Source organism: Ruegeria sp. (assembly GCF_028066395.1).
Classification (GTDB): domain Bacteria; phylum Pseudomonadota; class Alphaproteobacteria; order Rhodobacterales; family Rhodobacteraceae; genus Ruegeria.
The window spans coordinates 1-16,498 of sequence record NZ_JALCBM010000023.1 but is presented as its reverse complement, the minus strand read 5'-3'; the positions used below and the strand labels follow the sequence as shown (position 1 = coordinate 16,498).

At 61.2% G+C, this 16,498-nt stretch carries 12 protein-coding genes; 11 read left to right on the top strand and 1 reads right to left on the bottom strand.

Features of this window, described 5'->3' with window-relative positions:
* The first annotated feature begins 2 nt into the window (after positions 1-2).
* From MPJ51_RS09465 to MPJ51_RS09445, 5 genes are read left to right on the top strand one after another with little or no spacing between them, the layout of a single operon-like run.
* Entirely contained in the window at positions 3-1,214 is a 1,212-nt protein-coding gene (locus MPJ51_RS09465; protein WP_298385242.1) for an isochorismate synthase, read from the top strand.
* Complete coding sequence (locus MPJ51_RS09460) at positions 1,211-2,308, top strand: ABC transporter substrate-binding protein (RefSeq protein ID WP_298385240.1); 1,098 nt, start codon at positions 1,211-1,213, stop codon at positions 2,306-2,308. The genes MPJ51_RS09465 and MPJ51_RS09460 overlap by 4 nt, the downstream gene beginning before the upstream one ends.
* Positions 2,305-3,354, top strand: coding sequence for an iron ABC transporter permease (locus MPJ51_RS09455; protein ID WP_298385237.1), 1,050 nt, complete (start codon positions 2,305-2,307; stop codon positions 3,352-3,354). Before MPJ51_RS09460 ends, MPJ51_RS09455 begins: the two co-directional genes overlap by 4 nt.
* Complete coding sequence (locus tag MPJ51_RS09450; RefSeq protein ID WP_298385235.1) at positions 3,354-4,133, top strand: ABC transporter ATP-binding protein; 780 nt, start codon at positions 3,354-3,356, stop codon at positions 4,131-4,133. Before MPJ51_RS09455 ends, MPJ51_RS09450 begins: the two co-directional genes overlap by 1 nt.
* Positions 4,134-4,177: 44 nt before the next feature.
* A complete protein-coding gene (locus tag MPJ51_RS09445; RefSeq protein ID WP_298385232.1) occupies positions 4,178-5,812 on the top strand; it encodes an AMP-binding protein in 1,635 nt (544 codons plus the stop codon).
* On the opposite strand, the gene MPJ51_RS09440 is transcribed toward MPJ51_RS09445, so the two are convergent.
* The gene (locus MPJ51_RS09440; protein ID WP_298385229.1) at positions 5,809-6,699 is read right to left on the bottom strand and encodes an AraC family transcriptional regulator; all 891 of its coding nucleotides are present in this window, start codon (positions 6,697-6,699) and stop codon (positions 5,809-5,811) included. The two genes, MPJ51_RS09445 and MPJ51_RS09440, sit on opposite strands and share 4 nt — an antisense overlap.
* 256 nt (positions 6,700-6,955) lie before the next feature.
* Here MPJ51_RS09440 and MPJ51_RS09435 point away from each other — a divergent pair, with 256 nt between their 5' ends.
* From MPJ51_RS09435 to MPJ51_RS09410, 6 genes are all read left to right on the top strand, one after another.
* On the top strand, positions 6,956-8,995 hold the full coding sequence (locus MPJ51_RS09435) for a TonB-dependent receptor (RefSeq protein WP_298385226.1): 2,040 nt from the start codon (positions 6,956-6,958) through the stop codon (positions 8,993-8,995).
* A 237-nt stretch (positions 8,996-9,232) separates the two neighbouring features.
* Positions 9,233-10,333, top strand: coding sequence for a TRAP transporter substrate-binding protein DctP (gene dctP / locus MPJ51_RS09430; protein ID WP_298385223.1), 1,101 nt, complete (start codon positions 9,233-9,235; stop codon positions 10,331-10,333).
* Between the two features lie 75 nt (positions 10,334-10,408).
* Entirely contained in the window at positions 10,409-11,740 is a 1,332-nt protein-coding gene (locus MPJ51_RS09425; protein WP_298385219.1) for a TRAP transporter small permease subunit, read from the top strand.
* A 15-nt stretch (positions 11,741-11,755) separates the two neighbouring features.
* Positions 11,756-13,099, top strand: a complete 1,344-nt coding sequence (locus MPJ51_RS09420) for a TRAP transporter large permease subunit (RefSeq protein WP_298385217.1) — start codon at positions 11,756-11,758, stop codon at positions 13,097-13,099.
* Between the two features lie 281 nt (positions 13,100-13,380).
* Entirely contained in the window at positions 13,381-15,252 is a 1,872-nt protein-coding gene (asnB, locus tag MPJ51_RS09415; protein WP_298385213.1) for an asparagine synthase (glutamine-hydrolyzing), read from the top strand.
* A 9-nt stretch (positions 15,253-15,261) separates the two neighbouring features.
* The gene (locus MPJ51_RS09410; protein WP_298385210.1) at positions 15,262-16,158 is read left to right on the top strand and encodes a glycosyltransferase; all 897 of its coding nucleotides are present in this window, start codon (positions 15,262-15,264) and stop codon (positions 16,156-16,158) included.
* The last annotated feature ends 340 nt before the right edge of the window (positions 16,159-16,498 follow it).

The window sequence follows — 16,498 nt, the reverse complement described above, 5'->3', positions numbered from 1 at the left end:
TCATGAGCAGAATGCATCCTGAAACCGAACATTTCACCCCGGCCCGGGCGGCGCAGGGCATGGCGTTTCGTTTTGCCGGCAAGGAAGGCCGGGTTCTGGGCCAAGGCCCCATGCGGTGCCTGCCCGGCGGCACCAGCGAAAGTCTGGGCATACGCCTTGCCCGTCACTTCGACGAGCATGGCGTAGATACCATCGTGGCCGGAGCCTTCCCTTTTGATCGCAGCCGCAACGACCATATGTTCAGCCTGGCCGAAGGCACCCGCGATCCCCGGGCGGACAGCTTGCCCGCCATGACGGCCCGATTTCATTCGGTTCATCCCGAACCCGCACCGCAAGTGTTTCATGACAGTGTGGCCCGGGCGCTTGTGCATCTGGAAAAGGCCGCCGATACGGCGGGCGGGTTGCGCAAGGTGGTTCTGGCACGGTCCCTGCTGGCCCGGGCTGAGCAACCGATTGATCCCGGTGCGCTGTTTGCCGCGCTGTCTCATGATCCGGGGGTGACGTCCTTTCAGATCCCGCTGCCCGATCGCGATGGGCAGTCCCGCCATCTGGTGGGGGCAACCCCGGAATTGCTGATCTCAAAATCCGGGGGTGCAATCCGCTCGCATCCTCTGGCCGGATCAGCACGCAGGCAGGCCGATCTGGCACAGGATGCCAAGGCGGCCTCGCTGCTGTCGCAGTCGTCCAAAGACTGGCGCGAGCATCAGTTTCTGGTGGAATACATCCTTGATACGCTGGCCCCCTTTTGTGACCGGCTGACCATGCCCGAAGGCACCAGCCTGACCAGCACCCGCACCATGTGGCATCTGGGCACCTGGATCGAAGGACATCTGCGCGACCCCGACACCCCCAGCGCCGTGCTGGCTGCGGCCCTGCACCCGACCCCGGCAGTTTGCGGTGTCCCGCACCGCCCCGCGACCGAACTGATCCGGGACCTGGAACCGGTGGACCGCGATTTCTATGCCGGGGCGGTGGGCTGGTGCGATGGCTCTGGCGATGGCGCGTGGTACGTCGCCATCCGTTGTGCCGAGATTTGCGGCGCTCAGGCGCGGCTTTATGCCGGGGCGGGCATTGTGCCGGGCTCGGACCCGCAATCAGAGACCGAAGAAACCGGCGCGAAATTCGGGGCCATGCTGGCAGCGCTCGGTTTGCCAAGGGATGCAGGCCTGGCCGGTGTAACCGCAAACTCTCCGCTTCAGGACAACGTTGAATGAGATTACTTACTGCCATAATCGGCCTGTTGCTGGTGGGTCTGACACCCCTTGCTGCGGCCCCCGTGACCGTCACCGATATTGCCGGGCGCGAGGTGACGATTGACGGCCCCGTCCGGCGGATCGTCCTGTCCGATTTCCGCCAGATCATAGGCCTGTCGCTGATCGATCCCGAGATCGGCGGGCGGGTTGTCGGCGCGGGCTCGAAATCCCGGGTCGGACCGGAACTGCGCGCCGCACTTGAGGCGCGGTTTCCCGGCATCACCGGGGTGCCGGAACTGGCCGAGACCTCTCCGTCAGTGTCAGCGGAACAGGTTATCGCACTGGCCCCCGATCTGGTGATCCTGAGCGACCCGGCAGGCCCGGCCACCGCACAGCTGGTCGATCAGCTTGGCCATGCCGGTATCCCTACCGTCTATGTGGATTTCCGCATCAACCCGTTCGACAACACCCTGCCCAGCCTGCGCATTGCCGCCGCCGCCATGGGGTCCGGCGCGCAGGCCGAGGCGTTCATCGAATTCTACCGCAGCCACCGGGACCGGATCACCGAACGCACCGCCATGCTGACCGAACGCCCCTCGGTCCTGATGCATCTGCAGGCCACGCAGGTGCGCCAATGCTGCATGTCGCTGAGCGATGTGAGCCTGGGCCGGTTCATCACCGCCGCCGGAGGCCACAATATCGGGGCCGAGATCATCCCCGGCACATTCGCCCAGATCGCGCCGGAATTTGTTCTGGCCTATCAACCCGATATCTATATCGCCACAGGCGGGCGGCAGTTGGAACAGGATGAAGGGCTGATTACCGGCCCCGGCGTTCCCCCCGCCTTGGCACGCAGGTCGCTGGTTGACCTGACCCGGAACACCCCGTTGATCCGGGACCTGGACGCCGTGGCCAACGGGCGCAGCTATGGCATGTGGCATTCGATCCACAACTCACCGCTCAATATTCTGGCGCTGGAACTGATGGCGCAGTGGTTCCATCCCGATCTGTTCGGTGATCTCGATCCGCAGCAGACATTGGATGAGATCAATGCGCGGTTCCTGCCCTTCGAGTTCAAGGGCGCGATCTGGACCAGTCTGGACGGTCAGCCATGACAGATATTGCCATGCCTGATGTTTTGACATCTTTCGCCCGGATGCGGCGGCGGCGCGTCATGATCCTCTGGTCGCTGGCAGCCCTGCTGGCGGTGTCGATCAGCCTTGATCTGGCCGTGGGCCCATCGGGGATGGGCCTGTCCCGCAGCCTTGCCGCGTTGTTTGGCGCGGACGGTGCCAGCCATGGCGACATCGTCATCCTGCGTCACGTCCGCCTGCCGCAGGCGGTGGCCGCCGTTCTGGTCGGGGCCGCGCTGGCGCTGGCCGGGGCCGAGATGCAGAGCATTCTGCGCAACCCGCTGGCCAGCCCCTTTACACTGGGCGTGTCGGCGGCGGCCTCATTGGGCGCGGCGCTGGCTTTTGTCTTTGGCATCGGCCTGCCGGGTCTGGCGAGCGTTTGGCTGGTGCCGGGCAATGCCTTTGTCTTCGCCTTCGGTGCCGTGATGTTGCTAAGCGCGCTGTCGCATCGGCACGGGACAGGCAACGATACGCTGATCCTGCTGGGCATCGCGCTGGTCTTTGCCCTGAACGCCATCGTGGCCCTGCTGCAATTCGTGGCGTCCGAGGCCGCCCTGCAGCAATTCGTGTTTTGGACGCTGGGCAATGTCTCGCAAGTTGGATGGGCTCAACTGGCCATTCTTGCCGCCGCCCTGGCCATCTGCCTGCCTCTGTCGCTGGCCTCCGGCAATGCGCTGACGTCGCTGGCCTTCGGCACCGACCGCGCCGCAAGCTTCGGGATCGACGTCAAGCGCCTGCGGTTTTTCACCCTGCTGCGCATCAGCCTGCTGGCCTCGATCGCGGTGGCCTTTGTGGGCACCATCGGGTTTGTCGGGCTGGTCGGTCCGCATATCGCACGGCTGCTGGTGGGCGAAGATCACCGCGTGTTCCTGCCCGCCAGCCTGCTGAGCGGCGCGGTGATCCTGTCGCTGGCCTCGCTGGTCAGCAAGATCCTGGTGCCCGGCGTACTGCTGTCCATCGGGGTTGTGACCTCGCTGGTCGGTATTCCGGTTTTCGCGGTTCTGATCCTCAGAAGAGGCAAGATTTGATGAAAGCGCTGACTGTAACGAACCTGCATGCCAGTTACGGGCCTAATCGCGTGCTTTGTGGTGTGGACCTGCCCGATCTGACGCCGGGCAGCCTGACGGCGGTGATCGGCCCGAATGCGGCAGGCAAGACAACCCTGATCCGCGCCATCGCCGGTTTGCAGCGTGCCACCGGAACGGTGCGGTTCGGAGCATGCGACCTGCTGACCGCCTCATGGGCCGACCGGGCCCAGCATATCGCCTATATGCCACAGCACCTGCCGGATGGCCTGTCCCTATCCGTGCTGGAAACGGTGATTATCCCGGCCCGGTCCACCACCAACCCCTTTGCCCCGGCAGATCAGGCGCTGCAGGACCGCGCCCTGCGCATCCTGCACAAGCTGGGCATCGAGGCATTGGCCCTGCGCCCGCTGCACGCCTTGTCGGGGGGGCAACGGCAGATGGTGGCGCTGGCTCAGGCGATGATCCGCGACCCCGATATCCTGTTGCTGGATGAACCCACCAGTGCGCTGGACCCGCATCATCAATTGGCGGTCATGCGCTGCGTCCATGATTTCACCCGGGCCGAACAGGTGATCGGGGTCTTTGTATGCCACGACCTTAACCTGGCGCTGACATGGGCCGACCGGGTTGTGGCGCTGTCGGACGGACGCATCACCGCCAGCGGCCCGCCAGATCAGGTCATCACCCCCGATCTGCTGGCCGATATCTACAAGGTAGAGGGCCGGATCGAGCGCTGCTCGCACGGGCGGCCCATGCTGATTTACGATCAGGCGATCTAAGCGGAATGCCACGGAAAGCCGACACATATCCGAAAGGAGGCAACATGCGACCGCTTATACAACCCTATCCCGACGCCCGTGCCGCAGCTTATCGCACCGCAGGGTACTGGCGTGGCGAAACCTTTCCGCAGCTGTTGCGGCAATGGGCCAGTCAACGACCAGCCGCGCCCGCGATCATTGACGCGTCGCAACAAAACACCCGCGTCCTGACCTATGGCGAGTTGCATCATCGGGCCGCACATTTTGGGGCCGGACTGATTGCGCAGGGCCTGAAGCCGGGCGCGCGGGTGGTTGTACAACTGCCCAATTGTGCCGAGTTCTTCGTGGCCGTCTTTGGCCTGTTCGCCGCCGGGATGCATCCGGTCTTTGCCCTGCCCGCCCACCGCCAGACGGAAATCGCGCATTTCGTGGATCGGGCCGAGGCTGAAGGGCTGATCATCGCGGACAGCCATGACGGGTTCGACTATCGCCCCATGGCGCGAGATGTGATCGCGCAATGCCCCCGCCTGCAACAGGTTATCGTGCATGGTGCCGCCGAAGAGTTTTCGGCGTTCAGCGCAGTTAGTGCAGATCCCGCAACCCTGCCTCGGGACCCCTCCCCCGCATCTGTTGCCTTCCTGCTGATCTCGGGCGGCAGCACCGGGCTGCCCAAGCTGATCCCGCGCACCCATGACGATTATATCTACTCTCTGCGTGAAAGCGCCCGCATCTGCGGGCTGGACCGCACCAGCCGCTATCTTGCGGTGTTGCCGGTGGCGCATAACTTTACCCTCAGCTCGCCCGGCAGCCTTGGGGTTTTCCTGGCCGGAGGGTGCGTCGTGCTACCCCCAAGTTCGGATGCCAAAGCCTGTCTGTCGCTGGTCGAACGCTACCGGGTGTCGATCACCGCATTGGTGCCGCCGCTTGCGCAGCTTTGGCTGAACGGGCTGCCGGACATCCGCTTTGATCTGTCCTCTCTCAGGGTGATGCAGATCGGCGGGGCCAAGTTGCAGCCCGAAATCGCGCGGCAGATCGAACCGGCCTTCGGGTGCCGTTTGCAGCAGGTGTTTGGCATGGCCGAAGGTCTGGTGAACTACACCCGCCTTGACGACCCGCAACAGGTGCGCATCAACACGCAGGGCCGCCCGATCAGCGAAGCAGACGACATTCGCGTGGTTGATGAAGCCGGAAATCCCGTTGCCCTGGGCCAGCCCGGTCAGTTGCAAGTGCGCGGCCCCTACACGATCTGCGCCTATCACAACGACCCATCCGCCAACGCGCGATCCTTTACCGAAGACGGGTTCTATTGCACCGGTGACATTGTTTCGCGAGACGAGCAGGGGAACCTGACGGTGCGCGGGCGGTCCGGTGATCATATCAACCGCGCGGGCGAAAAGTTTTCGGCGGAAGAGGTCGAGGACCATATCCTCGCCCTGCCCGGCGTGATGGATGTGGCCATCGTTGCCATCCCGGACACCACCCTGGGCGAGCGCAGCTGTGCCTTTGTCCAGCCCCGCGACGGGGTGACCTTGCGGCCCGCCCATATCCGCCGCTTTCTGCGCGAACGTCAGATCGCGGGGTTCAAAATCCCCGATGAGATCGAAATCGTCACCACATTGCAAAAGACGGCTGTGGGCAAGCTGTCGCGCAAGGACCTGCGTCAGCAACTGCGCGAGGCGCGCCTGTCCGAACCGGCCTAAACCCCACACCCGCGCGCCTGCGCGGGTGGCATCCCAAAGGCCCGCCGGAACGCGGTCGAGAAATTGGCCGTGTTGGAATACCCCGCCAGAAACGCGGCCTCGGCAATGGAAATCCCGTCATTCTGCAAGGCCGAATTGGCACGTTTAAGCCGCTCGCCACGCACAAATTCAGAGATACCGACACCGTATTCGGACTTGAAAATCCGCTGCAAGGACCTGCGGTTGCGGCAAAACCTGTCTTCCAACTGATCAGTGGTCAGATCACGGCTGAGGTTGTCCAGAATATACAGGCGGATGTCTTCGGCCTTGCGCCGCCCATCAACCTGATGCGCCAGAACCGGGCGTGGGGTGTCCTGTTCCTCGGTCATGCAGCGCAGAATCTCGATGCCTTTGGACATCCGGTAAAGCCCCAGTTGCTGGCAGTTATCCTCGGGCGGGGGCAGAATGATCTGCGTGGCCAGACGCGCCACGCGCGGGCTGGGGGTCCAGAGCGTGGCTGAACACTTGCCCGAACCCAGGGTAAACCGGCCCGCATCCGTTTCGGGGGTATGGGTCGGGTCGGTATCTTCGGCCTCAAGCTGGATCTGGTTGAACCAGTCAAGCTGACCGGCAATCGCCAGCTTGCGCAACGGATGGCCCGACGATTCCAGATACTGCACATGTGCGCTGGACCTGACCGCAAGGGTCACCGCACTTGCGCCAGTATCGCCTTCCTTTGCCTCAAGCACGAATTTTCGACCATCAATGGTGAAAATCTGCCGCCCGCTGAGCACGATCAGGACGATGAATTTGGATTCGATCCGAAAGGCGTCGGTGTTGCGGGGGCAATCGACGTTTTCGTTCATGTGCCCGATGCGCAATCCGCCGGGATAATAGTCAACTGTCATTGTCTTACCTGCATTCACAGCTGTCTCAGTGTGGATGCTTGCCATGTCCCCGAGCCGTGCTGGTACCTGTGCAAATACCTTTGTCGCTTTCTCAATAGCGGTTCTCATAGAGCTAGCGGCACGGATGTCTCATAACCCACCAAAAAAGTCAAGAATGCGTGAGCGACCTGGTTCCTGTCTGCAAAAACATGCCGGGCCGGACAGCCAAACGTCTCTTGATCCGCCAACGATAAATCAAGACGAGGGCTTCGCCACTATGTACACGACCACCCGAATGTCCGGCCTGCGACCGGGACACAAAGCTGCAACAAAGACAAACAGATTTGTTCTGGCTGTCGTCGCGGGCCTCACGGCCGCCTCGTCGGTTGCCGCGCAGGATGCCGAAATCACCGAACTGGAAGATATTGTCGTCACCGCCTCGGGGACACCGACCGAGGTGCGCAAGGCCCCGGCCAGCATTTCGGTCATCACCGCCGAAGAGATCGCCGGATACGGCACCAACAACCTGTCCGAGGTTCTGGCCCGGTCCGTTGGTGTCACGATCGAGCGCAGCGCCAACCTCAATAAGGTTCAGCTGCGCGGTCTGGGCGAGAGATACACGTTGATCCTGATCGACGGGCAGCGTGTCAATTCCGACCCCAACCTGTTCCGCGGCAACGATTTTGATCTGGACTGGGTGGATATCGAAACCGTCGAGCGGGTCGAGATCGTGCGCGGCCCAATGTCCTCGCTTTACGGGGCCGATGCCATCGGTGGGGTCATCAACATCATCACCAAAGAACCCGAAAACGTGCTGAGCGGGTCGATCACCGGCTCTTACACCTTGCAGGACAACCCCAAGGCAGGTGATGCCTATCGCACCGGCCTGACCCTGACCGGCCCGATCAATGACCACCTGTCCTTCCGTCTGAGTGGCGGCTATACCCGGCGCGAGGCCGACGACGCGGATATCAACCCGCCCCGAACCAGTTCCAACCGGCCTCCAAGCACCGGCATCCCGGAAAGCAAGAACCGCTATTTCGACGGAACGCTGGCCTGGGAAATCGATGGCGCCAACAGGCTGGATTTCAACTATGGCTATTCCAAACGCCAACACGCCGAAGTGCCGATGACGCGCAATGACGCCAACATCACATATTTCGGCAACCATTCCTTTGGTGACAGTGAGGTTCGGCTGTGGACCGACCAGATCAAGAACGAGGTCGGCGTCAGCGGTTCGCTTGGCAACATAGAACCCAACACGTCGCGCAGCTATGGTCTGGACGGCAAGATCACCACGGTCCGAGGGGCAAACGCTCTGCACAACCTGACCATCGGCACCTCGTTTGAATCGCAAAGCCTGGATGACCCGTTCAACCTGACCGGGGATGGCACCACCTCGAACTGGGAGGCGGCGATCTTTGCCGAGGACCGGATCGAGTTCTCGGACCGGCTTGAGGTGACCTTTGGCGCGCGGCTGGACCATCATGAGAAATACGGCACCAACTTCAGCCCCCGCATCTATGGCGTTTATGAGCTGAGCGATGAGTGGATCGTCAAGGGCGGCGTATCGACCGGCTTCAAGGCGCCAACCTTGCTGGAGACCAGCCCGAACTGGACGCAGATTTCCTGTGGTGGCGGGTGTTATCTGGTCGGCTCCGAAGACCTTGAGGCCGAAACCAGCATCAACGCGGAAATCGGGGTATCTTATGCCACCGCGCGGGTGAACTTCGACGCCACCCTGTTCGAAAACCGCATCAAGAACATGATCCAGTTCCCCCCTGCGCGGACCTTTGATACGGCGCTGGCACCGACCTATGACAACTTTGTAGGCTTTGCCGGTGATGGCAATCCGATGTTCACCTACCAGAACCTTGAAAGGGTCACGACCCGCGGTCTGGAACTGGCCTTTTCGACCGAGCTGACAAGCACTGTGTCCCTGTCCGGGAACTACACTTATCTGGATGCAAAAGTGACGGAATCCGTGGAACGCCCGCTGACCTATCAGCCCGATCACACGATCAACCTGCGGGCCGACTGGGCGGTCAATGACAAGCTGCTGCTGTCGGTGGCTGGGAATTATGTGTCCGAGCAATACACCTGGATTCCCGACAGTGGCGCTCTTTCACAGGCAACCACGGTCGATGCCATCGCCACGGCAGACCTGCTGGCCCAATACGACATCACCGACAGCGTGACCATGTATGGCGGCATCCTGAACGTGACCAACAACACGCTGATACGCACCGACGCGTTCGGCGACGATTTCAACACCGAAGGCCGTCGTTACTTCCTGACGGTGACCAAACGGTTCTGATACATCCTGAGGCCGTGCCAAAGGCGCGGCCTCACCCCTGACCACGCGGTTTGATGGCTGCGTTTGCCGAGAAAATCCCCAGACAAAATATGCACTTCGCCGCCCGCTAACCTTCACGTTGCGTTGAGGGCGACAGGTATTGGAAAAAAATTATTACCAATTTTCCGACCCCGCCCTATGTGGTCCCGCATCGCTGTGTCTTTTCGCGACACATCGGTGCAGTAACGGGAGGAAAATATGACCAAATTGCTTATGACACGCCGCAACGCGTTCAAAAGCCTGGCTGGTGGCGCGGCGGCAACTCTGGCGGCCCCGCATATCGCAACAGCTGCGGGTGAAGGGACCACGTGGAAAATCCAGACATCCTGGCCCGGCGGCATCGGGCTGCAGGTCTTCAAGGACTGGTGCGCGACCATCGAGGAAAAGACGGGCGGCGAACTGGCCTTTCAGGCCTTCGGCGCAAATGACGTGGTGGGCGATTTTCAGCTGGCCGATGCGGTGAAAAACGGCGTTCTGGACGCGATCAACCCGTTTACCATCTATTATCAAGGTATCATTCCGGCGGCTGTGTTCCTCAGCTCATACCCGCTGGGTCTGCGCCAGCCGCATGAATATGACACGTTCTACTACGGTCTCGGCGGTCTTGAAATTGCGCGCGAGCTGCTGGGCGCGCAGGGCTTGCACTTTGTCGGGCCGGTCCATCACGGGCCGAACATCATCCACTCCAAGGTGCCGATCCGTTCGGTCGATGATTTCGAGGGCCGCAAGATGCGCCTGCCCGGCGGTATGGTGGCCGAGGTGTTCTCAGAACTGGGTGCGGAAACCACGGTTCTGCCGGGGTCCGAGATTTTCCCGGCGCTGGAGAAAGGCACCATCGACGTGGCCGACTTTGTCGGGCCTGCGGTCAATCACGCCCTGGGTTTCAGCCAGGTGACCGATTACATCGTGATGGGTCCTCCGGGTTTCATGTCGGTGTACCAGCCGGTCGATATCATGGACATCACCGTCGGCAAGACCGCGTGGGACAAGCTCAGCCCGCAGATGCAGGAATTCGTGGAAATGGAAACCCATGTCTATTCCGACCTGCACCATGCCGCGATTCAGGCCGCCGATCAGGAAGCCTGGAAAAAGTTCGAGGCCGAGGGCACCGAGATCACCCGTCTGTCGCAGGACGACGTGGAACTGATGACCGAGATCGCCGTGCCGATCTGGTTCAAATACGCCAACCGCGACAAGAACGCCGCGCGCGTGTTCAAAATTCAGCTCGACTACATGATGTCCGGTTCGCTGGGCTACGTGACGCCCGAGATGATCGAAGGGCAGACACTGAATCTGTAACCCCCACGCAAGACCACCAGCCCGCGCGGATTCAATCCGCGCGGGCCTGTCTGTACTAGAAATTCGGAATACAACATGCCGAGCGTCGATTTCACGCTGCCGCACTGGCTCTACTGGATCGGGCTGATCGCCTTTCCCGTTCTGGCCATGGTGCTGGCACGCCGCGCCCAACCCGAAAAACGCACCTATGGATTGCCGCTGGGCTATCTGATCCTTGTGACCGGCGGGATACTGGGTCTGCACCGGTTCTATCTGCGCAGCCTTCTGGGGCTGGTCTATCTGCCGGTCTTCCTGCTGATCCTCTATGCCAACGGTCAGGAACGCACCGCGCGGAATGATTTTTCCAACGCGATCAACACGGTCCGTCAGGCCGAGCGTGTCATCGAACGGGAAACCGGACGCGTCGCCACCGCCGAAAGCGGTCTGGATGAGCTGCGCGCCGCCGTTGACGCGGCCCAGGACGGCACCGCCCTGCAGAAACGGCGCGCCGAACGGGCATTGGACCGGGCCGAGAAAGCCATCGAAACCGGGCGCGAACGGCTGGCTGAATCCGAAGCCGCACGGGCTGAGGCACAGCCGCTGGCCGAAACCTCGGGGGCGGCACGCGCGCTGTGGAGCTCGGTGGCGCGTTATGCCTTTTTCACCATTCTGGCCTTCATCGCCATCGACGCCCTGCTGCTGCCACGACTGGTTGCCAGCGCGCGGGCCAAGGCAGATGCCGAACCGGACGAGCCGGAAATGGAAATCGACGAAGAAACCGCCGCGCGTGCCGCTGAAATGGACCCGGGCGCGCGCAAAGCCGACCATGAATATGCCGAGAACTGGATCGACCGCCTGTCGCTTTATGCCGGGGAATTCGTCAGCTACTGGGCCGTGATCGCGGTGTTCGTTTATTATTACGAAGTCATCGTCCGTTATGTCTTCAACGCGCCAACCAATTGGGCGCATGAATCCATGTATCTGATGTTCGGGATGCAATATCTGATCGCCGGATCATATGCGATGCTGACCGAGGCCCATGTGCGGGTCGATATCTTCTACGCGCCGCTGACCAGGCCGAAAAAGGCTTGGGCGGACCTGTTCACCTCGATCTTCTTCTTCATCTTTGCCGGGACCCTGCTGGTGACCTCGTACATCTTTGCGATGGACGCGATTGCGGTGCCGACCGGCAACTCGGTCGTCTCGGAATGGGCGCGCGGCAATATGGGTTTCTTCGAGATGTTCGGCGCACTGACCTTCGGCGACTGGACCGATCCGAATATCCGCTGGGGCGAGATCAGCTTCAACGAATGGGAAATCCCGCTCTGGCCGATGAAATGGATGATGGTCGTGGGCGCGGCACTTTTGATTTTGCAGGGGGTGTCGAAACTGTCCAAAGACATCCGAACGATTGCACGGGGGTACTGACCGATGGGTCTGGAAATGTCCATCGAGCTGCTGACGCTCGTCATGTTCGGCTCGCTTCTGGTGTTGCTGATGGCCGGTCTGCCATTGGCCTTTGTGACCGGGGGTCTGGCCTGTGTCTTTCTGTTCGTGCTGGGCGATGCGCGGGCGCTGAATATCGTGCCCAGCCGGATTTTCCCGCTGATGACGAACTATCAGTTATCGGCCATCCCGCTGTTCATCTTCATGGCCGCAATGCTGGAACGCGCCGGGATCATCAACGACATGTTCGATGTGATCTACAAGGTGCTGGGCGGTTTGAAAGGCGGGTTGGCGGCGGCGACCATTCTGGCATCAACCGTTCTTGCCGCGATGGTTGGCGTGATCGGTGCCGCCGTGGTGACCATGGGCATCATCGCCCTGCCCGCGATGCTGAAACGCGGATATGACACCAAAATCGCCATGGGCTCGATCATGGCCGGGGGTACGCTTGGTATCCTGATCCCGCCGTCCATTTTGGCGATCATCTACGCCGTGGTAGCCGAACAATCGGTCGGAGAGCTGTTCATCGGTGCGGTTATCCCCGGCCTGATGCTGTCGGGGTTCTATATCCTCTACGTGGTGATCCGATCCTACATCAACCCGGAGCTTGGCCCGCCGATCCCGGTCGAAGAACGTATCTCGAATGCCGAAAAACTGCGCCTTCTCAGCAAGATGTCCGCCCCTATTGCACTGATCATCATCGTGCTGGGCGTCATCTTCTCGGGCGTGGCCACCCCGGTCGAGGCCGCAGGCATCGGCACATTCGGCGCCTTCATCGTGGCGGCGATCCACAACAAGCTGGATTGGCCCACTGTGCGCGAGGCGTGTCTGACCACGCTCAAAGCCTCGGCCATGGTGATCTGGATCATGTTTGGCGCGACGATCTTTGTCGGCCTCTACGTGCTGGAGGGCGGTCAGCAGTTTGTGCAAGAGACCATGCAGAACGCCGGTCTGGGTCCATGGGGCATCCTGATCGTCATGCAGATCCTGCTGGTGGTGCTGGGCATGTTTCTGGACTGGGTCGGTATCCTGCTGCTCTGCGTGCCGATCTTTGTGCCGATCATCAAGGCGCTGGGGGCGGCGGCCTTCGGCTTTGACGATCCCAACGATCTGGTGCTGTGGTTCGGGGTTCTCTACCTGGTCAACATGCAAATGAGCTTTCTGTCACCACCCTTCGGCTACGCCCTGTTCTACCTGCGCGGCGTGGCTCCCCCGTCGATTCCGATGGTGGATATCTTCAAGGCCGCCCTACCCTTCCTGTTCCTGCAGATCGTTGGGCTGGCCGTATGTATGCTGTTCCCATGGGTCGTCACATGGCTGCCCAATCTGGTCTATGGCTAGGACATGATTGCCGCGACCGGCAGGGAAGACACCCTGCCGGTCGCAAGGTTGCCGAGCAACCCAACCTGTTGTTGCCCAAAACCATTCTATACATGGAAAAGTCATAGATAGTCGCCTTTTCGGAAACGGAAATTTCCGTACTGACAATGACCGGAACGCGGCAAACCGCTCAATTCCGGCGAAATTGACCTAACCCTGAAATTTATGCCCTTTCGAAACGTTTACCCTTTGCCTACACATACCCTGTTGGTCTTTAGTTTCTTTGTACGAGGACATTTCGCATGTGTGGCATCGCCGGCTGGATAGGCGCACCCGAAGATCAGGGTGTCCTGAAAAACATGACGGATGCCATTGCACATCGCGGCCCGGATGGCGAAGGCGCTATCGTCCTGCCGCTGGACAACGAAAACGTGGCCGCGTTGGGGCATCGGCGCCTGTCGATCATTGATTTGGCCGGGGGAACCCAGCCAATGGAGAGCCATGACGGGCGGTTCACCATCGTCTATAACGGCGAGATTTATAATTTCGTCGAGCTGCGCGCAGAACTGGCCGAAAAAGGTGCACAGTTCAGAACGAATTCCGACACCGAGGTCATTCTGGAAGCCTGGCGTCTCTGGGGGGCTGACGGGCTGGCCCGGTTCCGCGGCATGTTCGCCTTTGCCCTCTATGATCACGCGGATCGGTCGGTCACTCTGGCCCGCGATCCTTACGGCAAAAAGCCCCTGTACCTGTACCGCTTCCCGACCAGCAAGGGTGAGGGGCTGTTGTTCGCCTCGGAAATTGCCAGCCTCCGGCGTCATCCCCAGTTCCGCACATCGCTCGATACTCAGTCGATCTACGAATATCTGTGCCAACGCTACGTTCCCTCACCCAACACGTTTTTCCAAGGTGTCCAAAAGCTGCGGCCCGGCAGCTATCTGCGGTGGAACGCGGGCCAGATCGAAGAAAAACGGTTCTGGATACCGCCCGAAGAGCGCGGGGCCGATGCCTTCACGCCGCCCACCAACCCGGTCGAAGAGTTTCTGGACGTGTTCGATGCCTCTGTCCGCCTGCGCATGCGCTCGGACGTGCCGGTGGGCGCGTTTCTGTCCAGCGGGTTGGATTCCTCGGCCATCGTCGCCACGCTGGCACATCTGGGCGTGCCCGAGATCCGCACATTCTCGATCGGGTTTCAGGGCGACCGGAAGACTGAACTGACGGCGGCGGAAGAAACCGCCAATCTGCTGGGGGCGATCCATACGCCGATTGAGCTGAACACCGACCAGATCTCCGAGAAACTGCCCGAACTCAGCCGCCATCGTGGTGCGCCCATGGCCGACAGCGCCGATTTCCCGCTGCATATGATGTCGCTGGAGGCCGCAAAACATGTAAAGGTCGTGCTGTCCGGCGAAGGCTCGGATGAGCTGTTCGGCGGATACCCCAAACATCTGGCCGAGGGGCATCTGGGCCGCATGATGCCCGCCGGTCTGTTGCCGCTGGCCTCACGGTCTTTGCTGGCGGCCACCTCGGTGACACCGGTGCGTGCGCGCCGCCTGCGCATCGCTGCGAATGCATTGAAAGAGCCCTGTTTTCAGGACCGCATGATCCGCTGGTTCGGCCTGATGTCCCCAGCAGAACGCGCCGCCCTTTGGAAAGGTGGGGCGTCAGACCGGCCCCGCGACCCCGTGCCATTCAACGCCGCCCCCGGGGCATCCGCCCTGCGCCGCGTACTGCATTTCGACCAGACCTCATGGCTGCCTGACAATCTGCTGGAGCGGATGGATACCATGACGATGGCCGCCTCAATCGAGGGCCGCGCGCCGTTCATGGATGCCCGGCTGGCCGAGTTCGCCTCATCCCTGCCCGATCACTGGCGCATCAAGGGTCGTGTCACCAAGCGCATCCTGCGCACCGCCATGCAATCGCGCCTGCCCGAGGCCGTTCTGAACCGCCCCAAGATCGGTTTCCGCATGCCCGTGGCCGAATGGTTCCAGGGCCCGCTCTATGATCCGCTCTGTGATCTGATGTCCGGGTCCGGCAGCGTTTCGGCAAACTATCTGGATGCGGGGCAAATCCTGCAACAGGCCAAGGAACACCGTGCAGGTCAGGCGGACCACTCCAAGACGTTGTGGGCGGTCTATGCGCTGGAAACCTTCTTGCAGGAATTTTTCTAGGGGCTCGCGATGCGGATTTCAGTCATCATCCCTCATTACAATCAACCCGAATATCTTCGGGTCTGCCTGACGACCCTGCGCCAGCAGGCGGACAGCACCGCCGATCTGGAAATCATCGTGGTCGACAATGGCTCGAAACGCCTGCCTGACGATATCTGCGCCGAATTCCCCGATGTGCAGTTGTTGCAGGAAACAACACCCGGCCCCGGTCCGGCCCGCAATCTGGGCGCAAACACCGCGACCGGAGATATTCTGGCCTTCATTGACGCCGACTGCCACGCCCATGACCACTGGCTTTCCGCAATCGAAACTGCGTTCCAATCGTCGAGCACGCAAGTGATCGGTGGTGACGTGCAGGTGAAATACGCCACCCCCGGTCACCCGACCTTTCTAGAGCCGTATGAGAGCATCTATTCCTACCGCAACCACGAACATATCGCCGAAGGCTATTCCGGCACCGGCAATCTGGCCATGCGGGCCGAGATTTTCCACAAGGTCGGTCCGTTCGTCGGGCTTGGTGTGGCGGAAGACAAGGAATGGGGGCTGAGGGCAGGCGCGATGGGCTTCACCACCATCTATGTCGCCGACATGATCGCCTATCACCCGGCGCGCAAGACATTCGCGGAACTGGCGCAGAAATGGGACCGGCACATCGCCCACGCCTATCCGGATTACGTGACCACCTCTGCAGGCAAGGCGCGCTGGCTGATCCGGGCGATCGCGATGGCGGGGTCACCCTTGGCAGAAATCCGAACCATTTTGCGTTCGCGCCGGGTGGGCGGAGGGCAAGAACGCCTTCTTGCCTTCCTCTGCTTGGCCAAAGTGCGTCTTTATCGTTCGCGCCGGATGCTGAGCATGCTGCTCGGTGCGCCGCAGAAGGATCTGGAAGGCGACTGGTCGCGCTAAAACCGCCCACAAGCCGGTCTTTCCCCTTACCGAAAGATCGTTGGCCTCCTTTTTGATGCTTCGCGGGAAAGGAGGTGGCCGTTCCGTGTCGAACCGGCCCGAGTACCCGGTGTAGAGGTCAGGCCCGGCCTTCGCCATCTCGGGGTCTCCGGTCATCTCGAAGATCGGAAAGAAACCCCACTGGTTGGCGCCAAGGAAGGCATGTGTCGCATCATTTGCAAAGCTGCAGACCCATGTCACATCGCCCCATGCCGCCCAGATGGGTTTTCCGCTGTCCTGACCTGGGACAATGCAACGATTTTGATCGTTGTGACACTTTGAGAGATTTGTATTCCGGGAT

What these genes read in the sequence shown, in the direction of transcription:
- MPJ51_RS09465 (WP_298385242.1), top strand. Translation starts at nt 3, where the DNA reads ATGAGCAGAATGCATCCTGAAACCGAACATTTCACCCCGGCCCGGGCG.
- MPJ51_RS09460 (WP_298385240.1), top strand. Translation starts at nt 1,211, where the DNA reads ATGAGATTACTTACTGCCATAATCGGCCTGTTGCTGGTGGGTCTGACA.
- MPJ51_RS09455 (WP_298385237.1), top strand. Translation starts at nt 2,305, where the DNA reads ATGACAGATATTGCCATGCCTGATGTTTTGACATCTTTCGCCCGGATG.
- MPJ51_RS09450 (WP_298385235.1), top strand. Translation starts at nt 3,354, where the DNA reads ATGAAAGCGCTGACTGTAACGAACCTGCATGCCAGTTACGGGCCTAAT.
- MPJ51_RS09445 (WP_298385232.1), top strand. Translation starts at nt 4,178, where the DNA reads ATGCGACCGCTTATACAACCCTATCCCGACGCCCGTGCCGCAGCTTAT.
- MPJ51_RS09440 (WP_298385229.1), bottom strand. Translation starts at nt 6,699, where the DNA reads ATGACAGTTGACTATTATCCCGGCGGATTGCGCATCGGGCACATGAAC.
- MPJ51_RS09435 (WP_298385226.1), top strand. Translation starts at nt 6,956, where the DNA reads ATGTACACGACCACCCGAATGTCCGGCCTGCGACCGGGACACAAAGCT.
- dctP (WP_298385223.1), top strand. Translation starts at nt 9,233, where the DNA reads ATGACCAAATTGCTTATGACACGCCGCAACGCGTTCAAAAGCCTGGCT.
- MPJ51_RS09425 (WP_298385219.1), top strand. Translation starts at nt 10,409, where the DNA reads ATGCCGAGCGTCGATTTCACGCTGCCGCACTGGCTCTACTGGATCGGG.
- MPJ51_RS09420 (WP_298385217.1), top strand. Translation starts at nt 11,756, where the DNA reads ATGTCCATCGAGCTGCTGACGCTCGTCATGTTCGGCTCGCTTCTGGTG.
- asnB (WP_298385213.1), top strand. Translation starts at nt 13,381, where the DNA reads ATGTGTGGCATCGCCGGCTGGATAGGCGCACCCGAAGATCAGGGTGTC.
- MPJ51_RS09410 (WP_298385210.1), top strand. Translation starts at nt 15,262, where the DNA reads ATGCGGATTTCAGTCATCATCCCTCATTACAATCAACCCGAATATCTT.